This is a genomic window from Bacteroides sp. ET336 (assembly GCF_024733815.1).
Taxonomy (GTDB): Bacteria; Bacteroidota; Bacteroidia; order Bacteroidales; family Bacteroidaceae; genus Phocaeicola; species Phocaeicola cellulolyticus.
This window is the reverse complement of the sequence record NZ_JANRHK010000030.1, coordinates 1-20,470: the sequence shown is the minus strand read 5'-3', so window position 1 is coordinate 20,470 and position 20,470 is coordinate 1. Positions and strand designations below refer to the sequence as shown.

General features: G+C 41.0%; 18 protein-coding genes. 5 read left to right on the top strand and 13 right to left on the bottom strand.

The window, feature by feature from the left end; translation table 11 throughout:
• Positions 1-31 precede the first annotated feature (31 nt).
• The 11 genes from NW213_RS16075 to NW213_RS16025 form a co-directional block, all read right to left on the bottom strand.
• Positions 32-2,236, bottom strand: coding sequence for a sodium-translocating pyrophosphatase (locus NW213_RS16075; protein WP_235339918.1), 2,205 nt, complete (start codon positions 2,234-2,236; stop codon positions 32-34).
• A gap of 637 nt (positions 2,237-2,873) precedes the next feature.
• A complete protein-coding gene (locus NW213_RS16070) occupies positions 2,874-3,347 on the bottom strand; it encodes a DUF456 domain-containing protein (protein ID WP_154044792.1) in 474 nt (157 codons plus the stop codon).
• Positions 3,348-3,552: 205 nt separating this feature from the next.
• Complete coding sequence (gene galE, locus NW213_RS16065) at positions 3,553-4,587, bottom strand: UDP-glucose 4-epimerase GalE (RefSeq protein ID WP_154044791.1); 1,035 nt, start codon at positions 4,585-4,587, stop codon at positions 3,553-3,555.
• A gap of 163 nt (positions 4,588-4,750) precedes the next feature.
• On the bottom strand, positions 4,751-5,350 hold the full coding sequence (gene rsxA, locus NW213_RS16060; protein WP_154044790.1) for an electron transport complex subunit RsxA: 600 nt from the start codon (positions 5,348-5,350) through the stop codon (positions 4,751-4,753).
• Positions 5,351-5,369: 19 nt separating this feature from the next.
• On the bottom strand, positions 5,370-5,954 hold the full coding sequence (rsxE, locus tag NW213_RS16055) for an electron transport complex subunit RsxE (protein WP_154044789.1): 585 nt from the start codon (positions 5,952-5,954) through the stop codon (positions 5,370-5,372).
• A 19-nt stretch (positions 5,955-5,973) separates the two neighbouring features.
• Complete coding sequence (locus tag NW213_RS16050) at positions 5,974-6,615, bottom strand: RnfABCDGE type electron transport complex subunit G (protein WP_154044788.1); 642 nt, start codon at positions 6,613-6,615, stop codon at positions 5,974-5,976.
• Positions 6,612-7,601 carry an RnfABCDGE type electron transport complex subunit D gene (locus NW213_RS16045; protein WP_154044787.1) on the bottom strand — a complete coding sequence of 330 codons (990 nt, stop codon included), beginning with the start codon at positions 7,599-7,601 and terminating at the stop codon, positions 6,612-6,614. The genes NW213_RS16050 and NW213_RS16045 overlap by 4 nt, the downstream gene beginning before the upstream one ends.
• 24 nt (positions 7,602-7,625) lie before the next feature.
• Positions 7,626-8,963 carry an electron transport complex subunit RsxC gene (rsxC, locus tag NW213_RS16040; protein WP_258323394.1) on the bottom strand — a complete coding sequence of 446 codons (1,338 nt, stop codon included), beginning with the start codon at positions 8,961-8,963 and terminating at the stop codon, positions 7,626-7,628.
• A 36-nt stretch (positions 8,964-8,999) separates the two neighbouring features.
• Positions 9,000-10,025 carry a Fe-S cluster domain-containing protein gene (locus tag NW213_RS16035; protein WP_258323393.1) on the bottom strand — a complete coding sequence of 342 codons (1,026 nt, stop codon included), beginning with the start codon at positions 10,023-10,025 and terminating at the stop codon, positions 9,000-9,002.
• 17 nt (positions 10,026-10,042) lie between these two features.
• Positions 10,043-10,471, bottom strand: coding sequence for a SoxR reducing system RseC family protein (locus NW213_RS16030; RefSeq protein ID WP_204393063.1), 429 nt, complete (start codon positions 10,469-10,471; stop codon positions 10,043-10,045).
• 290 nt (positions 10,472-10,761) lie between these two features.
• Positions 10,762-11,841, bottom strand: coding sequence for a phosphotransferase enzyme family protein (locus NW213_RS16025; protein ID WP_258323392.1), 1,080 nt, complete (start codon positions 11,839-11,841; stop codon positions 10,762-10,764).
• Positions 11,842-12,046: 205 nt separating this feature from the next.
• On the opposite strand from NW213_RS16025, the gene NW213_RS16020 reads away from it, so the two are divergent.
• The 3 genes from NW213_RS16020 (at position 12,047) to NW213_RS16010 (ending at position 16,498) form a co-directional block, all read left to right on the top strand.
• Complete coding sequence (locus NW213_RS16020; RefSeq protein ID WP_154044782.1) at positions 12,047-12,655, top strand: tetratricopeptide repeat protein; 609 nt, start codon at positions 12,047-12,049, stop codon at positions 12,653-12,655.
• Positions 12,656-12,812: 157 nt separating this feature from the next.
• Positions 12,813-14,474, top strand: a complete 1,662-nt coding sequence (locus NW213_RS16015) for a putative transporter (RefSeq protein WP_258323391.1) — start codon at positions 12,813-12,815, stop codon at positions 14,472-14,474.
• Between the two features lie 32 nt (positions 14,475-14,506).
• Positions 14,507-16,498, top strand: a complete 1,992-nt coding sequence (locus tag NW213_RS16010; protein WP_154044780.1) for a fructose-1,6-bisphosphatase — start codon at positions 14,507-14,509, stop codon at positions 16,496-16,498.
• Between the two features lie 92 nt (positions 16,499-16,590).
• On the opposite strand, the gene panD is transcribed toward NW213_RS16010, so the two are convergent.
• Positions 16,591-16,941: an aspartate 1-decarboxylase gene (gene panD, locus NW213_RS16005; RefSeq protein WP_154044779.1), complete on the bottom strand. Its 351-nt coding sequence runs from the start codon at positions 16,939-16,941 to the stop codon at positions 16,591-16,593.
• Between the two features lie 14 nt (positions 16,942-16,955).
• Positions 16,956-17,801 carry a pantoate--beta-alanine ligase gene (gene panC, locus NW213_RS16000; RefSeq protein ID WP_258323390.1) on the bottom strand — a complete coding sequence of 282 codons (846 nt, stop codon included), beginning with the start codon at positions 17,799-17,801 and terminating at the stop codon, positions 16,956-16,958.
• Between the two features lie 287 nt (positions 17,802-18,088).
• On the opposite strand from panC, the gene NW213_RS15995 reads away from it, so the two are divergent.
• Together NW213_RS15995 and NW213_RS15990 are read left to right on the top strand one after the other, a co-directional pair.
• Positions 18,089-18,910, top strand: a complete 822-nt coding sequence (locus NW213_RS15995) for a glycogen/starch synthase (protein WP_154044777.1) — start codon at positions 18,089-18,091, stop codon at positions 18,908-18,910.
• A 71-nt stretch (positions 18,911-18,981) separates the two neighbouring features.
• Positions 18,982-20,355: a DUF4270 domain-containing protein gene (locus NW213_RS15990; RefSeq protein ID WP_258323389.1), complete on the top strand. Its 1,374-nt coding sequence runs from the start codon at positions 18,982-18,984 to the stop codon at positions 20,353-20,355.
• Positions 20,356-20,470 lie beyond the last annotated feature (115 nt).

Here is a 20,470-nt window from a genome sequence, read left to right as displayed (position 1 = left end):
GTTTATAAATTTAATATATATGTTGATTATCCTATAACAAACTCCATGCCACTGTAAGCCCTGCCATGACTATGGCAACCATACTCATAAGCTTTATCAGAATATTCAGACTCGGTCCGGATGTATCTTTGAAAGGGTCGCCTACTGTATCTCCTACAACCGTGGCACGATGTACCTCACTTCCCTTTCCGCCGAAATTGCCTTCTTCCACATATTTCTTCGCATTGTCCCATGCTCCTCCTGCATTTGCCATGAATACCGCAAGCACGAAGCCTGATGACAATCCTCCAATAAGAAGACCTATAACTCCTGATACTCCGAACAAGAGTCCGGTAACTATTGGTGCTACTATTGCCAATACTGAAGGGAATACCATCTCACGCTGAGCTCCTTTGGTAGAAATCTGTACGCAGCGCGCATAATCAGGTTCTGCCTTACCTTCGAGTATCCCCTTTATCTCGCGGAACTGACGGCGCACTTCTTCTACCATATGGGCTGCTGCACGGCCTACGGCATTCATAGTGAGACCGCAGAACAGGAATGCCATCATACTGCCTATAAACATTCCGGAAAGTACCTTAGGATTCATGAGGGTTACATCATAGTATATCATGAAATCAGTGAAGCTGGCATCATGTATAGCTACACTTATTCCGTTTGGCAACTCAAGAACTGTATTACCTATTCTCTCAAGACCTATTCTAATTTCTTCTATATAAGATGCAAGAAGAGCCAGTCCAGTAAGTGCTGCTGAACCTATTGCAAAGCCTTTTCCTGTGGCTGCTGTAGTATTACCCAAAGAATCAAGTGCATCTGTACGCTTGCGGACTTCTGCTCCAAGACCACTCATTTCGGCATTACCTCCGGCATTGTCGGCTATAGGTCCGTATGCATCAGTGGCAAGTGTTATTCCAAGGGTTGAAAGCATTCCTACTGCGGCTATACCTATACCGTACAAGCCCATGCCAATGTTAGAAAGATCGAATCCTGAAGCAAGCCAATAGGACAATATAATTCCGGCCACGACTGCTATAACAGGTATAGTAGTGGAAACCATTCCAAGACCTATACCTGAGATAATGACTGTGGCAGGGCCTGTCTTTCCACTTTCGGAAAGTTTCTGGGTTGGCTTATAAGACTGTGATGTGTAATACTCTGTGGAACGTCCGATGATTATACCTACTATCAGACCTACTACTACTGCAAACGATATGTTTACCCAATTTTTCATGTCGAGCATCCATAAGATAAAGAATGTGGCAATCACTATGAGAATTGAACTGAGGTTTGTACCCACAGAAAGGGAGTTGAGCAGATCCTTCATTCCGGCATCTTCGCGTGTACGTACTGCAAAAATTCCTATTATAGATAGTATGATACCTACGGCTGCGATAAGCATAGGTGCAATTACTGCCTTAAACTGCATTTCAGTATCACCAGTACCGATAAAAGCTGCAGCACCAAGAGCAGCTGTGGCAAGGATTGAACCACAGTATGATTCGTACAGATCGGCCCCCATACCTGCCACGTCGCCTACATTGTCGCCCACATTATCAGCTATGGTAGCCGGGTTACGCGGATCGTCTTCCGGTATTCCCACTTCAACCTTACCCACAAGGTCGGCTCCCACATCGGCAGCCTTTGTGTATATACCTCCTCCAACTCTGGCAAACAGCGCCTGGGTGGAGGCTCCCATACCGAATGTGAGCATAGTGGTGGTAATCATACAGAGTTTGGCCGTAGGATTGGAAGAATCGGCATCAATAACCCTGTCAAGAAGAATATACCATAAAGAAATATCGAACAGACCGAGACCGACAACCACAAGTCCCATGACAGCACCGCTGCGGAAAGCCACTCTGAGACCTCTGTTCAGAGAAGTACGCGCAGCATTGGCAGTGCGTGCAGAAGCGTAGGTAGCGGTTTTCATTCCCAGATAGCCTGATAAGCCAGAGAAGAAACCTCCTGTAAGAAAAGCCACAGGAACCCAGTGGTTCTGGAGATTGAAACCGTATGCCATAATGGAGAATAATATCACCAGGGCAATGAAAACTATAGTAACAACCTTATACTGCTGTTTCAGATATGACATTGCTCCCTGACGAACATGTAATGCAATTTTCTGCATCTGAGGTGTTCCTTCGCTTTCTTTCATCATCTGCCGGTAGAAATACCAGGCAAGTACCAAAGCCAGAATTGAGGCTACAGGCACTATCCAAAATAATCCTGTTTCCATAAGAATATGATTTTAAGTTTAATCGCTTTTCCCAAATATAGCGAAAGGTGAGAATATAGACAAATGAAAAAACATGTTTTTTCAGATTTGGCTATGCCGAACCGCATCCTATATTATATAAATATAGCGACTATTTTTTAAAACGGAAACATACGGAGACAAAAAAGGCGCCATTCAGATATCTGTGAATGCCGCCGGCCATCTAAAGAACCCCCCAATTAAGGGTTCTTTTCATCTTTTGTTTTTCAAGTCTTACGTTATCCCTTTTCTTACTTTTTACCTATAACTAATCCTAAAACCTATTAAAACCTAACCCTAAATCCTGAAAACTAAAAATCTCTCTCTCTTAACCTTAATCCAAAAAACTAATTCCTTGAAAAACCTCTTTACCTTTAAACTAATAACTTTAACCTAATACCTTAAATAATTACCTTAAGTCTAATCTAATACCTTAATATTTTGTGTAACTTATAGTTTTATAAGTCTTACTGGTTTCACAACCACGATGCAAAGGTAAGGGTAAAATTGATAAAAACAATATTGAAGAACATGTTTTTAACAAAAATGCCGCTTTTCTTGATTTATATCATTTATTGGATATAAAAACATTGTGTGCGATAACGGAAAACATATCATTTCAAATAAGTACACGTATCAGAAGAACTATAAAATACATACATAATGCTAGCTTTAAAACTGTTCCTAAAAGAAATCCTACTAGTGCACCGGTGCCTGAACGCAATGCTGATTTCATATCGGCATCACCCATTAGTTCGCCTGCCACTGCTCCGAGAAAAGGACCTAAAAGCAATCCCCAAGGAAGAAAAAACAATCCTACCACAGAACCAATAAAAGCGCCCCAACTCCCCCATTTGGTCCCTCCGCTGTATTTGCTTCCCAAGACAGGAATAAAATAATCGATAACCTGTGCTACTACAACCAGAAGCAACAGTATCAGAATCTGTGTAGTACTAAACTGAACCCTATCAGTGAAATGAAGCAACAGAAAACCTATATATGAAAGCGGTGGACCGGGAAGAGCCGGAAGAATACAACCCAGAAGACCGATAATCATAAACAATACCGAAAAAACGATCAATACTATATCCATATCTGCCAGTTTATTAAATTGAATACTGAAAAAAAAGCTGCCCTCCGACTCACGTCGAAGAACAGCCACAACACAAACACAAAATAAAACACGACAAAACTACTATATCTGTGGTTTGCACAGACTTGTGTGAATATATTCGCATACATTCACACAATTCAGATAGTTTTATTTATAATTAGTTTTATTATTCTATTTGATTTAATTACATGATTCCTTTTTCACGCAAATGTACCTGCCAATTCCATGCAGAGCGTAGTGTGTCTTCGATAGAAGTTTCAGCTTTCCAGCCAAGTTCATTATTAGCATAAGAAGGATCTGCCCATACCTTAACGATATCACCTGCACGGCGAGGAGCAATCTGATAATTAAGTTTCACTCCTGTAGATGATTCAAATGCATTGATAAGCTCAAGAACTGACAAGCCACGACCTGTACCTACATTGAATACTTCTGAAGGCTGTTTCTGCTTACCTTCAAGGATACGGTTCATTGCTATTACGTGAGCCTTAGCAAGGTCAACTACATAAATGTAGTCACGGATACAAGAGCCGTCAGGAGTATCGTAGTCATCACCGAATACGCTCAATTTTTCACGGATACCCATAGCTGTCTGAGTGAGGAACGGTACAAGATTCTGTGGAACACCGTTAGGCAATTCACCGATAAGTGCAGATGGATGCGCACCAATAGGGTTGAAATAACGAAGTTTGATAGCCTTGATAGGAGAACCTGAAGCAATTGTATCGTCGATGATTTCTTCGTTGATCTGCTTTGTATTTCCGTATGGAGATTCTGCCTTCTTGATTGGAGCAGCTTCTGTTACAGGCAATACATCAGGCTGTCCATATACTGTACATGATGATGAGAAGATAATTCCTTTCACACCATGCTTAGGCATCAGCTCAAGTATATTTATCAAAGAAACAAGATTGTTACGATAATAAAGCAAAGGTTTCTGTACAGATTCGCCTACAGCCTTGCTTGCTGCGAAGTGAATAATACCTTCTATACCAGGATATTTTGTGAAAACAGCATCCATACCTTCATAGTCAAGGCAATCTACTTTTTCGAAAGCTGGACGAATGCCTGTAATCTGTTCGATGCTGTCAACTACATCAGCTCTTGAGTTTGAAAGATTATCTACGATGATTACTTCATAACCGTTGTTCTGCAATTCAACAACTGTGTGAGAACCGATGTAGCCTGTACCACCGGCAACCAGAATTCTTTTTTTCATAATTAAAGGTTTTTATATTTTTCTGTATAATAAAGTTTTAGACTTATTTCGAGCAAATATAATAAATAATATTCAGAATGCTATCAAATTAATGGAAAATATATAAAAAAATCCGGTATCTGGGGAGATACCGGATTTTCAAAGATACAATATTGTTTCCGTATTATATTCCAAACAATGCTGCAAGACCTTTATCGACACCTGAGAAGCCCATAAATGCCATAGCCAGCAAACCTGCTGTAACAAGGGCTATAGACATTCCCTGCATACCTTTCGGTATGTTTACGAGGCTGAGTTGCTCGCGGATTCCTGCAAATACTATAAGAGCAAGTGCAAAACCTAATGCTGTAGAAAAAGCATAAACAACACCTGTAAGCAAATCGAAGTCGTTCTGGATTACGAGGATTGTAACACCAAGAATACAGCAGTTAGTTGTAATAAGAGGCAGGAACACTCCCAATGCCTGATAAAGAGATGGAGAAACCTTTTTAAGGATAATCTCAACCATCTGAACCAATGCAGCGATGACAAGGATGAAAGCTATAGTCTGAAGATATCCCAGTCCGAAAGCATCGAGGACAAACTTCTGGATAACGTAAGTAACGATAGTCGCAAGAACCAACACGAATGCTACTGCCGCACCCATACCCATAGCTGTTTCAACTTTCTTTGATACTCCCAGGAAAGGGCAGATACCAAGGAACTGTGACAACACGATGTTGTTCACAAATATAGCTGTAATAAATATCAATATATATTCCATATAAAAACTCTTTTAAGGGTTATGCTTTCTTCAAGCGGTTTACAATAGCAATCAGATAGCCCAATACGATGAAGGCACCCGGTGCAAGAACGAATATCAGCATACCGTATTCTTCCGGCATGATTGCGATATTGAAAATCTTGCCTGTTCCGAGGAATTCACGTACACCGCCGAGCAATGTCAGCGCGATAGTGAAACCAAGTCCCATACCAAGTCCGTCGAACAGTGAAGCTATAGGATTGTTCTTTGCAGCAAAAGCCTCAGCACGGCCAAGAAGGATACAGTTCACCACGATAAGCGGAATGAACAGACCCAAAGTAGCGTAGAGGGCAGGAACGTATGCCTGCATTACCATCTGCAATACTGTCACGAATGATGCTATGACCACGATGAAGATAGGAATACGAACCATGTCAGGCACAAGTTTCTTGATAGAAGAGATTACAATGTTTGAACATATAAGCACGAACATTGTAGCGAGTCCCATACCCATACCGTTGATGGCAGAAGATGTTGTACCCAAAGTAGGACACATACCCAAAAGGAGAACGAAAGTAGGATTTTCCTTAACGATTCCGTTCATCAATACTTTAAAATTATTCATAATCTTACTCCTCTCCTGTTTATTTGTTTTCTACATTTTCAGTTTTCTCTTCGGCAGCAGCCTGCTGAGTTGCACCGCTTGTACCGTCAACATGCTGGTTCTTGTATGCGCCGTATGCGCTGTTCACTGCAGCAAGGAATGCTCTTGTAGTGATAGTAGAAGCAGTGATGGCATCTATCTGACCACCGTCCTTTGACACAACCAAAGGAGCTTCGCCAGGATTCTTGCCTGTGATATCGCCTTTGGCACCTTTCTTGAACCAGTCGGCAGCCTTGGAACCCAGTCCCGGAGTTTCTGCGTGGCTCAACAATGAATAGTCGATGATGTTTCCTTCAACATCGAAACCAACAAGGACTTTCAGTTCGCCACCGAATCCCATAGATGAAGATTCTACTGCAGCACCAATAAACTCGCCACCTTTTGTAGCCTTGTAAATTTTATATGAAACACCGTCAACATCGATTGTTTCAGGAGCTTCCGCAGGGTTATTGTCGAAACCTGGAACTACTACTGCTATAGCGTCGCTCAATGTCTTTGCATTGGCCTGTGCTATAGGTTCGGCAGTCACCTTATTCACCCAGCCCAATATTGCTCCTGCCACTACAGAGAAACCTGTCAGGGCGAGAGCCATATTCTTCAATGATGATTCTAGCTTTTTCATTTCTTTACTACCTCCCCGAATCTTTTAGGTTTGCAATAAGTATTGATTAGCGGAGTGAATGCGTTCATGATGAAGATAGCGAACGACATACCTTCCGGATAGGCACCGAAAGTACGGATAAGTACTGTTAGGAAACCTATGGCAATACCGTAGATAATCATGCCTTTGTGGTTCATAGGCGATGTAACATAGTCTGTAGCCATAAAGATGGCACCCAGCATAAGACCACCGGTGAACAGATGAGTAAGTCCGTCGGCATATTTTGCAGGGTCAACCAGGTTCAGCAGTGTAGCGAATACGAATACTGTAGCGATGATAGACACTGGAATATGCCATGTGATGATTTTCTTCCACAACATATATACCAGACCCAACAGCAATGCCAATGCACTGATTTCACCGATACATCCCGGATTGTTACCGAGGAACAGGTCCATAGTAGAAGGAAGCTGTTCGAGAGCAGCAGCGTCACCGTTTACAGCCATTTTCATAAGAGCGAGTGGAGTAGCTGCTGTTTCTGCATCTGTATAAGCTGTAAGTTGACCAGCTACCGGCCATGAAGTCATCTGTACAGGGAAAGAGATAAGCAGGAAGATACGTCCAACCAATGCAGGATTGAAAGGGTTGCATCCCAATCCGCCGAAAGTCATCTTACCGATACCGATTGCTACAAGGGCACCGATGATGATAATCCACAAAGGAAGGTTTGACGGAAGGTTGAAGGCAAGAAGCAGACCTGTAAGTGCTGCCGAACCGTCGAGTATGGTTGTACGTTCGCGTTTCAGAATGAACTTGGTAATCGCCCATTCGAAGAACAAGCACGCTGCAACAGATGTGAGCGTAACGATTACAGCCCCAAGACCGAACATATAGAATGACACGAGCAAAGCAGGTATCAAGGCTATGATTACACCGTACATGTTTTTCTGTACGCTGTCGCCGCTGTGTACATGGGGTGATAAAGATACTATTAATTTATTAGCCATAGTTATTCGATAAATTTCGATTGATTATTTTTTAGCATTGCGTGCACGGATAATCGCACCTACTTTGCCTTTACCTAAACGGATATAGTCAAGCATTGGACGGCGTGAAGGACATGTGAACTGACATGAACCACACTCTATACATGACATAATCATTTCTTTCTCTACGCGTTCCCAGTCGCCATGAGCAGAGCATGTAGCCAGAAGGAACGGTTCAAGTCCCATAGGACATGCGTTTACACATTTTGCACAACGGATACATGGCATAGCCTCTGCACGTGAAGCTTCCTTATCGTTCATGATAAGAACACCTGAACTACCCTTGCAGATAGGAACTTCAGTATTGGCAAGTGCCTTACCCATCATAGGACCACCACCGATTACCTTTCCTGTATCTTCAGGCAGACCTCCGGCAGCTTCGATAAGCTGGCTCATCGGTGTACCCATACGTGTCAGGAAGTTTGAAGGATTCTTCAGTGATTTACCAGTAACTGTAACCACGCGTTCGAACAACGGTTTGTTCTTCTGTACAGCTTCGTAAACAGCATATGCTGTACCTACGTTCTGAACTACGGCACCTACATTGATAGGAATTGCTGGAGGGGCAGGAACCTGACGGCCGATAACAGCATCGATAAGCTGTTTTTCACCTCCCTGAGGATATTTAACTTTCAGAGGAACAACTTCAATACCTTTGTACTGAGCTGCCTTTTCTGTCATCAGCTTGATAGCATCAGGCTTGTTGTTCTCAATACCGATGTAAGCCTTGTCAACTTTTACGGCTTTCATTAAAATCTGTACACCAACCAAGATTTCGTCAGCTTTTTCAAGCATCAGACGGTGGTCTGCAGTAAGATAAGGCTCACACTCTACAGCGTTGATGATAACGCATTCAGCCTTACATCCTGGAGGAGGAGTAAGTTTGACATGAGTTGGGAAACATGCACCACCCATACCTACTACACCTGCGTTCTTGATCTTAGCTACTATTTCTTCCGGGGTAAGGTTGCATTCCTTAATCAGTTCTGTACTGCGGTCGATTGATTCTTCCCATTCATCGCCTTCCACGTCGATGAAGATAGCCGGTTTGCGGTAACCGCTGGCATCAATAACGCTGTCCACCTTGTTCACCTTACCTGATACTGAAGAGTAAATAGCAGCCGAAACGAAACCGCCTGCTTCGGCAATCTTAGTACCAACCTTCACTACATCACCCTTCTTTACGATGGCTGTAGCCGGTGCGCCTATATGCTGAGACAAAGGGAAAACAGCCTGTTTGGGGAGGGCAAGCGTTTCTATCGCCTTGCCTGCCGACAACTTGTTTTCTGCCGGATGGACTCCACCTATTCTAAATGTTTTCACGTTTATATCGTTTAATATTGTTACTAATCGGATTAATTATGCTTCTGCCTTTGGAGCTTCCTGTGCAGGAGTTTCTGCTTTTGGCTGTTCTGATACAGGTTTTTCAACCTTTGGAGCAGCAGTTTCCGCTTTAGGAGCTACTGGTTCTGCTTTAGGAGATACCGGCTCTGCCTTTGGAGCTACAGTTGCTTTAGGAGCAGCAGTTTCTGCCTTTGGAGCTGTTTCTTCAGCAGGTTTTGCCTTTCTTGGAGGGAAGTTCACAGCAATAATCGCATTCTGAGGACATTCCATCTCACACTTGCGGCATGACTTACATTTTGCAGGGTCGATGTAAGCAAGATTGTTTTCAAGAGTGATAGCCTCGAACGGACATACCTTGACACACTTGCCGCAACCGATACATGCAGCAGCACAAGCCTTACGGGCAACGGCACCCTTATCCTTGTTGACGCACTGAACGTAAACACGGCGGCTGTTCTTACCCTTAGGACGGATTTCGATGATTGAACGAGGACATGCCTTGGCACAGGCACCGCAGGCAGTACACTTGCTTTCATCTACTTCAGGAAGTCCTGTCTCAGGATTCATCTTGATGGCACCGAATGTACAAGCCGACACACAGTCGCCACATCCAAGACATCCGAATGTACATCCTGTCTCACCACCGTAAGTAGAGTTAGCCACTACACATGAGCGTACACCGTCGTACTGAGTAAGTTTAGGACGGTTGGCACATGTACCGTTACATCTCACTACAGCTACCTTAGGTTCCGAAGCGGCAGCTTCAAGACCAAGAATGGCAGCTACTTTTTCCATTGTAGGCTGTCCGCCTACAGGACACAGTTTACCTTCAAGTGAACCGGCTTTAACGCAAGCTGCGGCAAAACCAGAACATCCAGGATAACCACATCCACCGCAGTTAGCCTGAGGAAGCACTTCGCTTACCTGAGCAATTCGCGGATCTTCGTACACAGCGAATTTCTTAGATGCTGCATACAGAATTACTGCTGCAACCAAGCCGATGGCTCCCAATGAAATTACTGCAATTAAAATTAAATCCATAAATTAAAGTTAGTTTATTAATTATTTATTGTTTCCAATGTAAATGAGAATGTGCGACTGATTTTGTTCCTCAACAGATATATTATTATATAATAAGGTATAAGGGTGCATAAAGAGACTAAAGCAGATGTAGCCTCATCTCCATCTGTAATTCTCATAGTAACAAACAAGGCAACAAAGAGCACAACGAAAGGCAATACGAATGCCAGTAAAACGGCTTTCATACCCATCGAGGTAGTGCCGCATACCATTACCTGCTGTCCTACCGAACAACAATCAGCACTTTCCTTATCATGTATATCGATTATCTTTTCCTTAGTCTCCGAAACATTACAGTGACCTTTCACGCTGCACGACGAACAAGCCGAGCTCTGAAGAATCTTAACTCTCACATGAGAGCCGTCTATGCTTTCCACAATACCAAGGTGTTTTATATTATTATTCATTTTGCAAACCACACTTTACAAATACGGAGCAAATGTACAACATTTTTTCAATACCCGTTATCGTTAACGGGATTTTTTTTGTGAAAAAAATCCAATTCAGAAGCACTTCTACGACATTATGATTAAAAAACACAAAAAAGAACCATATCCAATGAACAATCCGACAGCAATATCGGAATATAAAGGATAAAGTTCTTTTCATATTTCCAGTTGAAACAGAGCAAATGTATAATGAAGATTATACTCACACGCAGATGTAACTTTACATAACACCTGCGTGCGACACTTAATTATATAAGAGAATTGATATAATCTTTCATTTCGCCCATTGCAGCCTTAGTTTCTTTATAAAGCTTATACTGCGCAAGCGTTCTTACATAATTATGCTCCGGATATTTAGTCTGATAGTAAGTGTCTCCATTAATATAGTCTGTAAGGAAACGTACAGCCTGCATATAAGGGAACAGTGTTACGGCATAAGGAAGCAGTTCTATCTCAAGCGGAGTGAGGAAACATTTTGCCGATTCAATATATCCTTTTGCAAATGATTTGAAGATTTCAAAATTAAACTTGACATTATCAAGATTTTCATCGTCTTCCTGACCTGTATTTGCAGCAGAACGGAGGAAATCACCGAAATCAGAAAATACAAAGCTTGACATTACTGTATCAAGGTCGATGATACAAAGGACATTTCCCTCCTTGTCGAAGAGCATATTGCTGACTTTAGTATCACAATGGCATATACGTTTAGGAAGTTTACCTTCTCTATAATATCTTTCCGCACAACACATGTCGTAAGCATCCATGTCTATCTCAGCTACAAGGTCGCGCACCTTGTCAAGGCGTCCGGCAGCGTTAGCCTCAACAGCATCGTGAAGCTGTTTCATTCTGAACTCCATATTATGGAAATCAGGGATTGTTTCCTCGAGCTGACATGGCAGATCGGACAACATAGCTTCAAACTCACCGAATTTCAGTCCGACAAGATATGATGATTCAGGTGTAACGGCATCAAGTGTAAGAGAACCTTCAACGAACACGCATGCGCGCCAATACTTCTCACCGTCAAAATAATATGTCTTACCATTATCTGTTACAGCAAAACGAAGAACTTTCCTGTCAAGATCCTTTTCACCAGCAGCTTCAAGTTTCTTGCGGATATGTCCTGTTACACATTCGATATTATTCTGCAATAAATCGACATTCTTGAAGATATTATGATTTATACACTGAAGTATAAAGTTTGGAATACCTTCCTGTGTAGTGACAAGATAAGTCTGATTGATAAGTCCTGCAGTCAAAGGTTTGACTGACTCAACATTTTTGATTTCCGGAAATTTTTCAATGATTTGATTTAATGAATTCATGGTTATAACAAGTTTTAAAAATTTTCATTCTATATAAATTGCCATCACCGGATAGCAAAACAAGGTTTATTTTCAGTCTTAGATTTATTTAGATGCGACAAAGATAGAAGTTTTTTATATATTATCGTATTTTTTGTCCGCTTTTCTTTGCAGGTAAAATAAAACTTTATAGTTTTGCGACCAAACTTTAAAATTAAATAGCGACATGAAAACCACTGGAAAAACTATTATCACATTATTATTTATAATGTTGTTCTGCGGAACTTCATACGCAGAAAATATCAACCGTCCGGAATCTGACAATTATATCAACGGAGTGACTGCACTCAACAACGGTGATATAGAAACAGCCTATAAACTTCTAAACGAAGAAATAGAGTGTAATCCTGAAAACGGATATGCGCATTGTTATATGTCACTCATCTGCAATGCATGCAACGACATAGTATTGGCTATGAAAGCTGCAAACTCAAGCATTGAGTTAATTCCGGAAAACGACAAGGAATACCGTTCATTTGCATATTACACAAGAAGTATCCTTTGGGGAAATCTGAAAAAATGGGACAATGCAATATGCGATATCAACAAATCAATAGAACTGAATCCGAACGATGCCGAAAGTTTCAAGACCAGGGCTGAGATGTATATGAATACAAAACACTATGAAGAAGCTATTGACGACTTGAACAAGGTTCTTACTCTTGACAAGAACGCAGACGTAACAGATCTGATGATGAAACTTATAGAGTCTGTTCCAACAGATGAACTTGCAGAAAAAGTGACTAATGTCATGGGACTTATGTCGCTTAAATAATACATTTCTTTAAACCAACCCAACCCTTTCATTACTGTACAACACAGTGTGGAAGGGTTATTTTTTTACTATAAAGAGAAATACTTTTATCAATCCTTGCCAAAAATAAAATAACATAATATAAACATTCATCAAAAAAAGTGTGTAAATTTGCGGCATGGAATGGTTTACAGATTTATTTTTTGAGCATTCAGCCTTACAGGCTGTCATTATATTGTCGCTTATCACAGCTATAGGATTGGGATTTGGGAAACTCCATCTGTTCGGAGTTTCGCTGGGAGTGACATTCGTATTTTTCATCGGGATTCTGGCCGGTCATTTAGGCTTTTCCATCGATCCGCGAATGCTTATCTACGCAGAAAGTTTCGGACTGGTTTTATTCGTCTATTCATTAGGGCTACAGGTTGGTCCAGGCTTCTTCAGTTCCTTCCATAAAGGAGGATACAAACTGAATATGCTGGGACTTGGAGTGATACTGATAGGCACAGCAATGGCTGTAATAATAAGCAAGACCGCATCCGTTCCACTTTCGGATATGGCAGGTATTTTGTGCGGAGCCACTACAAACACTCCGGCACTAGGTGCGGCACAGCAAACATTGAAACAACTGGGCGAGCCGACCAGCGGAGCTGCTCTGAGTTGCGCCATCACATATCCTTTGGGAGTTGTAGGAGTAATTCTGGCAATAGTAGTACTGAGAAAGTTGGTGGTAAGACCCAAAGACATGGAAAGTCATGACCACGACGACACCAATCACACATACATCGCTACTTTCCAGATTCACAATCCGGCAATATTCAACATGAGCATACAGGATATAGCAAAGTTGAGCTATCCTAAATTTGTCATATCACGACTTTGGAGAGACGGAAACGTAAGTATCCCAACATCAGAAAAGATTCTGAAGGAAAACGACAGGATACTGGTTATCACTACAGAGAAAGACGCCCCTACCCTGACTATACTTTTCGGAGAGCAGGAAAACAGGGATTGGAATAAGGAAGATATTGACTGGAATGCCATAGACAGCCAGCTGGTTTCAAAGCATGTTGTCATATCACGACCGGAGATAAACGGAAAGAAACTTGGCAGTCTCAGACTGAGAAATTCTTACGGTATAAACATCAGCCGAGTGACACGAAGCGGAGTACAGCTGCTTGCCACACCGGGGCTTGTACTTCAACTGGGAGACAGACTGACAGTAGTAGGCGAAGCTGCAGCAATACAGAACGTAGAAAAAGTGCTTGGAAATACAGTAAAGACACTGAAAGACCCTAACATGGCATCTATATTCATAGGTATAGTGCTTGGCCTTATCATCGGGGCAATACCTATCAGCATACCGGGAATAAGCTCGCCTGTAAAATTAGGCCTTGCCGGTGGCCCTATTATAATAGGAATACTGATTGGTGCATACGGTCCGCGCCTGCACCTGGTGACATACACTACTCGAAGCGCCAATCTCATGCTTAGAGGTATCGGACTTTCATTATATCTGGCATGTCTGGGACTGGATGCCGGGGCGCATTTCTTCGAAACAGTAATGAGACCTGAAGGTGCGCTGTGGATAGGCATAGGATTTGCCATCACATTCATCCCTGTAGTGATAATGGCAATTGTATCAATGCGAATATTCCATCTTGACTTCGGAAGTACCTGCGGAATGCTTTGCGGCAGCATGGCAAACCCAATGGCACTGAATTATGCCAACGACATTATCCCGAATGACAATCCTGCGGTAAGCTATGCTACGGTATATCCGCTGGGTATGTTCACCAGAGTGATAATGATACAAATCATATTGATGCTATTTTTATAGAAATAAACCAATTATAAAATAAATCTAAAGCCATGACAGTAACAAACAAGGCAAAAATAGAGGAAATCAAAAACGATTTAAGGTATCTGGAACTACTGTCACAAAGTTTCCCGACAATAGCTGCCGCAAGTACTGAAATTATAAACCTCGAAGCCATACTCAATCTTCCAAAAGGAACAGAACACTTTCTGGCAGACCTTCATGGGGAATATGAAGCATTCAATCACGTACTGAGAAATGCTTCCGGCGCCATAAAAAGAAAAGTAAACGAGATATTCGGTAACACTCTTAGAGAGGCTGAAAAGAAAGAATTATGTACTTTGATATATTACCCGGAACAAAAACTGATCAGGGTAAAGGAAACAGAAGAAGATATGAACGACTGGTACGTGATTACACTGAACCAACTGGTAAGTGTATGCCAGAACGTATCGTCGAAATACACACGTTCGAAAGTAAGAAAGGCACTGCCTGAAGAATTCTCATACATAATACAGGAGCTTCTGCATGAAAGCAGCACTACGCAGAACAAGCAGGCATACATCAATGTAATTATCAGCACTATAATAGAAACAGACAGAGCTGATGATTTCATAATCGCCCTTTGCAATCTTATACAAAGACTTACCATCGACTCACTTCATATTCTTGGAGACATTTTCGACAGAGGTCCGGGCCCACATATCATAATGGACACACTGTGCAACTATCATAACTTCGACATACAGTGGGGAAATCACGACATACTATGGATGGGAGCTGCTGCAGGAAACAAATGCAGTATAGCAAATGTTCTGCGTCTGGCAATGAGATATGGCAATCTGCCTGCCTTAGAAGACGGATACGGCATCAACCTGCTTCCGCTCGCTACATTCGCAATGGAAGCGTACGCTGACGATCCATGCACCCAGTTCTATCCAAAAGAGTATGACGCACAGTACAGCGACAAGACACTGCGCATGATAGCACAGATGCATAAGGCCATATGTATAATACAGTTCAAGCTGGAGGCCGAAATAATAAAACGCAGACCGGAATTCGAGATGGAAGACAGAATGCTCCTCCATCATATTGATTTCGAGAAAAAAGTCTTGAAATTGGGTGACAAGGAATATGAGATGAGAGATTGCCTCATGCCTACTGTCAATCCTAATGATCCATACAGGCTTACGGAAGAAGAGGCTGATGTGGTGAACAAGCTTTATGATTCATTCACAAGAAGCGAAAAGCTCCGCAAACACATGAAATGTCTGTTCAGATACGGATGTATGTATAATGTGTGCAACTCCAACCTCCTTTTCCATGCCTCAATGCCTCTTAACGAAGACGGAAGTCTGAAAGAAATAAGTATAGGCGACAAGAAATACAAAGGCAAGGAACTGCTCAATAAAGTAGGTCAGCTTATACGTACTGCCTATTTCGCCGACAAAGACAATGAAGAAAAGGATTTTGCCATAGACTATGTATGGTATCTGTGGTGCGGTAAGGACTCTCCTGCATTCGACAAGAGCAAGATGGCCACTTTCGAAAGATACTTCCTGACAGACAAGGAAACCCATAAGGAGATAAAGGGATATTACTATTCGAAGAGAAATGATGAAGCCGTGTGCGACATGATTCTTGATGAGTTCAACGTAGAAGGTGAACACCGCCATATCATAAACGGACACGTTCCTGTAAAAGCCGTCCAGGGTGAAAAGCCTATAAAAGCTAACGGAAAACTTATGGTTATTGACGGAGGATTCTCTAAAGCATACCAGCCTGAAACCGGTATAGCCGGATATACATTGGTATATCACTCACGAGGTTTCCAGCTCGTACAGCATGAACCTTTCACTTCTACGCAAGCTGCCATAGAGGAAGGTAAAGACATCAAATCTACAACTCAGATAGTAGAGCTAAGTACAAAGCGTATGATGGTGAAAGATACTGATAAAGGCGAGGAGCTGAAAATTCAAATTGAAGACTTGAAGAAACTTCTCATAGCATACAGAACAGGTATCCTGAAAGAGAAGGCCTTATAACAGAAAAAACGATTAGGCATTTAAGAAAAAACGCTTTGACGTTTTATGTAAAACGTCAAAGCGTTTTTTCTGCATATATAGCAAGTATAAAATTACACCAACTTGTTGGTACAAGTATCAGGGAAAATCACTGAAGGTTTGAACGTCTTGGCTTCCTCAAAATCCATAAGAGCGTATGAGATTATTATCACAATATCTCCTACCTGTACCTTGCGTGCTGCAGCCCCATTCAGACATATACATCCTGAGCCACGCTCTCCCTTTATTACATAAGTCTCAAATCTTTCACCGTTATTATTGTCAACGATGTGCACTTTCTCGCCGGCAATTATATTTGCAGCATCAAGCAGATCCTCGTCAATTGTGATACTGCCAACGTAATTGAGGTTAGACTGAGTGACTGTGACGCGGTGTATCTTCGACTTCAATACTTCTATCATCATAGTTTTTACTGGGTTTATTCTTTATATTTAATATTATCAATCAATCTGACTTCGCCACAGAACACTGTGATGCATCCCACAATATATTTGCTGTCATCCCATGAAGAAACAGTCTGCAATGTATCACCGTCAACTACCTCAAAGTATTCCAATCGCAAACCTTCAGATGCAGCTATTCTGTCCTCCACATATTGTTTTGTCTCGGCAAGCGTATGCAGTTTTGCAAACTCCAGGCTATCAAACAGAGTCTTCGAAATCTGCAATGCTTGAACTCTCTGTTCTGCAGAAAGTCTTGCGTTTCTACTGCTCAAAGCCAAACCGTCAGCCTCGCGCACTATAGGGCAACCTACAATCTCAAGATTGAAAGGATACTTGCGTACCATCTCACGGATTATAGCAAGCTGCTGGAAATCTTTCTCACCAAAATAAGCCTTGTCAGGCTCAACTATCATGAAGAGCTTACTTACAATCTGGCAAACTCCATTAAAGTGTCCCGGACGATACTTACCTTCCATAACAGTATCAAGCGGAGCATAACTGAACTGACGTGTATCAGGCTCAGGATAAATTTCTTCTACCGAAGGAGCAAAAACAAATGCTGCACCATATTTCTCCAGCAAATCACAGTCGGCTTCCAAAGTTCTTGGGTATTTCAACAAATCATTTTTGTCATTGAACTGAGTAGGATTGACAAAATCGCTGACCACTACCACGTCGTTTTCCTTTACCGCACGCTTTACCAAAGAAGCGTGTCCGTCGTGCAAAGCACCCATAGTAGGGACTAAACCTATTGACTTTCCTTGCTTACGAACTGCCTGCAACTCGCTGCGCAGTTCACTGATTGTCTGAATTAACTTCATTTCTTTCTTATAGTTTATACTATTCTATATTAAGTCTATATACAGAGCTATTATATAGTTCCTGAAATCGGGTGCAAAGTAAACCATTATTTACCACATAATGAAAGATAAATACAAAAAAGTGTCGTTTTTAACTCACCAACAAGCTGAAAAACGGTTGTAAAATGAATTATTTCGCATAAAACCAAAACATGTTAACATACTATAAGGATTTATTTGAAACTGCATTTTTTAATATACCCTTTTTTTTGTACCTTTGCAAAACATTTTGAGCATTTAATAATAACATGAGCGCTAAGAAAGTTTTATTCATTACACAAGAAATTACTCCTTACGTACCGGAAAGCGAATTGTCGCTTATCGGACAAAATCTTCCACAGGCAATTCAGGACAAAGGTCGTGAAATACGTACATTCATGCCTAAGTGGGGTATCATAAACGAACGTAGAAATCAGTTGCACGAAGTAATCCGCCTGTCTGGAATGAACTTGATAATAGACGATACAGACCATCCTCTTATAATTAAGGTGGCATCTGTTCAGGCTGCACGCAGACAGATATACTTCATTGATAACGACGATTATTTCCAGCACAGACTTATGACAACTGACGAAAACGGAAATGAATACGAAGACAATGGAGAAAGAGCTATCTTCTATGCAAGAGGAGTATTGGAGACTGTGAAAAAACTTCGCTGGTGTCCTGATGTAATACACTGCCATGGATGGATGAGTGCTGTAGTACCTTTATATATCAAGAAAGCATACTACGACGAACCTTCATTCCGCGACTCAAAAGTAGTATTCTCTATCTATGATGATGGTTTCAAATCAAATTTCGTGGAAAACTTCAACGAACAATTGAAGTTCAAAGAAATCACATCAGATGATTTGAAAATGATAAATAATCCGGTAAACTATAATGAATTGTGCAAACTTGCAATTGCATATTCTGACGGTGTTGTACAGAATGGCGAAAATGTAAACCCAGAGTTATTGGATTATGCTAGAAGCCTTAACATACCGGTTGTAGAAAATCAGCAAGGATTTGAAGCTTATGCTGACGCTTGCAACACACTGTATGATAAGGTACTGGAAGGTGTAGAATAATTAATTTACCATGAATCAATATGGATAAGTCTGTATTGATTCATTTTTATAACCATTATATTACATATAGTATGAAATTCAAGTTGTTAGCTGTATTTACATTTACAGCATTACTCTATAGCTGTGATGATTCCACTACAGGAGTCGGAGATTTTGTTTCGAATTTGGACAAGATAGAAGCTTTCTCTGATACGTATAAGGTTACTTCAAGAACACATAAACTGGATTCAGTATATTCACGTACAAACAAAGCTTATATGGGAAAATACACAGATCCGGACTTCGGGCAGTATTCAGCCGATTTTATAACACAAATCAACTGTCCGGAAAAATTTGAACTACCTGAACATTTGGATAAAATAACAGGCGTATCACTTGAATTATACTATACAGATTTCTACGGTGACTCTCTTGCAACATTGACTGTACAGGTAGATACATTAAATAAAATCATAGAAGACAGCGATACAGGTCTGTACTATACATCATACGAGCCAAAAGATTATTATGATGAAACAAAAGCACCGCTAGCTGTCAAGACTTATGCTGCAGTGGATATGTCTGTAAGTGACTCTCTTAGAAACACCAGTGATTATTATCCTAGTATAAAAATAGATTTGGGAGAATCATTCGGTGAACATATTCAGAGTTTATATACATCAAAACCTGAATACTTCAAAGATGCATATTCTTTTATAAACAATGTATTAAAGGGCTTCTACGTACACACGACACAGGGAGACGGTTCTGTGGTATATATTAAAGATATATGGTTAAGACTAAACCTTGACTATAAGATTAAAAGCGAATCAACAGGAGAGATAGACTCACTGGTACATGGTAATACAGTACTTGCAGCCAGTAAAGAGGTATTAATGTCAACCAGACTGGAGAATTCGGATAAATTAGATGAACTGGTAAACGAGAAAGGACATACATATCTGAAAACACCTGCCGGTCTATGTACTGAAATAACATTGCCTATTAATGAAATTTACGATACACACAAGGAAGATACTCTTAACTCTGTAACCCTTTCAATAAAGAAATACAGATATGCAGGAAATGAGAATTCCAATACTTTCACAATGGGAATTCCACAAAATGTCCTGATGGTAAGAAAAGGCGATATAGATACCTTCTTCGAACAAAACAAGACATACGACAACAAGACATCATTCCTGGGAACATATAGCAGTAATACTAACTCATATACGTTCTCAAAGCTTAATAGATTGATAAGCAATATATTCAGCGAAATCAGATCCGGAGAGGAATATACCGAAGACAGAGATAAAGTATTGCTGATACCTGTAACAACTGAAACAGATGCAGAAGGAAATATCATAGGCGTTTCGCATGATATGGAAGTGAACGCAGCAAAACTGTTCGGCGGAGAAGATGGTGAAGAACTCAATATAGAAATTGTATATACTAAACCGTAAAGTTATAACCACTTTACTAATTTTAAAAAGCATGTAACATGACAATTTAAATCACGTTACATGCTTTTTTTATTTCTATCAGTAAGACACATTTGAAATGTCAATAATAATAAGA

Bases quoted from the DNA above. Each gene is read 5' to 3' on its own strand.
- NW213_RS16075 (WP_235339918.1), bottom strand. From the start codon at position 2,236: ATGGAAACAGGATTATTTTGGATAGTGCCTGTAGCCTCAATTCTGGCT.
- NW213_RS16070 (WP_154044792.1), bottom strand. From the start codon at position 3,347: ATGGATATAGTATTGATCGTTTTTTCGGTATTGTTTATGATTATCGGT.
- galE (WP_154044791.1), bottom strand. From the start codon at position 4,587: ATGAAAAAAAGAATTCTGGTTGCCGGTGGTACAGGCTACATCGGTTCT.
- rsxA (WP_154044790.1), bottom strand. From the start codon at position 5,350: ATGGAATATATATTGATATTTATTACAGCTATATTTGTGAACAACATC.
- rsxE (WP_154044789.1), bottom strand. From the start codon at position 5,954: ATGAATAATTTTAAAGTATTGATGAACGGAATCGTTAAGGAAAATCCT.
- NW213_RS16050 (WP_154044788.1), bottom strand. From the start codon at position 6,615: ATGAAAAAGCTAGAATCATCATTGAAGAATATGGCTCTCGCCCTGACA.
- NW213_RS16045 (WP_154044787.1), bottom strand. From the start codon at position 7,601: ATGGCTAATAAATTAATAGTATCTTTATCACCCCATGTACACAGCGGC.
- NW213_RS16035 (WP_258323393.1), bottom strand. From the start codon at position 10,025: ATGGATTTAATTTTAATTGCAGTAATTTCATTGGGAGCCATCGGCTTG.
- NW213_RS16030 (WP_204393063.1), bottom strand. From the start codon at position 10,471: ATGAATAATAATATAAAACACCTTGGTATTGTGGAAAGCATAGACGGC.
- NW213_RS16025 (WP_258323392.1), bottom strand. From the start codon at position 11,841: ATGAATTCATTAAATCAAATCATTGAAAAATTTCCGGAAATCAAAAAT.
- NW213_RS16020 (WP_154044782.1), top strand. From the start codon at position 12,047: ATGAAAACCACTGGAAAAACTATTATCACATTATTATTTATAATGTTG.
- NW213_RS16015 (WP_258323391.1), top strand. From the start codon at position 12,813: ATGGAATGGTTTACAGATTTATTTTTTGAGCATTCAGCCTTACAGGCT.
- NW213_RS16010 (WP_154044780.1), top strand. From the start codon at position 14,507: ATGACAGTAACAAACAAGGCAAAAATAGAGGAAATCAAAAACGATTTA.
- panD (WP_154044779.1), bottom strand. From the start codon at position 16,941: ATGATGATAGAAGTATTGAAGTCGAAGATACACCGCGTCACAGTCACT.
- panC (WP_258323390.1), bottom strand. From the start codon at position 17,801: ATGAAGTTAATTCAGACAATCAGTGAACTGCGCAGCGAGTTGCAGGCA.
- NW213_RS15995 (WP_154044777.1), top strand. From the start codon at position 18,089: ATGAGCGCTAAGAAAGTTTTATTCATTACACAAGAAATTACTCCTTAC.
- NW213_RS15990 (WP_258323389.1), top strand. From the start codon at position 18,982: ATGAAATTCAAGTTGTTAGCTGTATTTACATTTACAGCATTACTCTAT.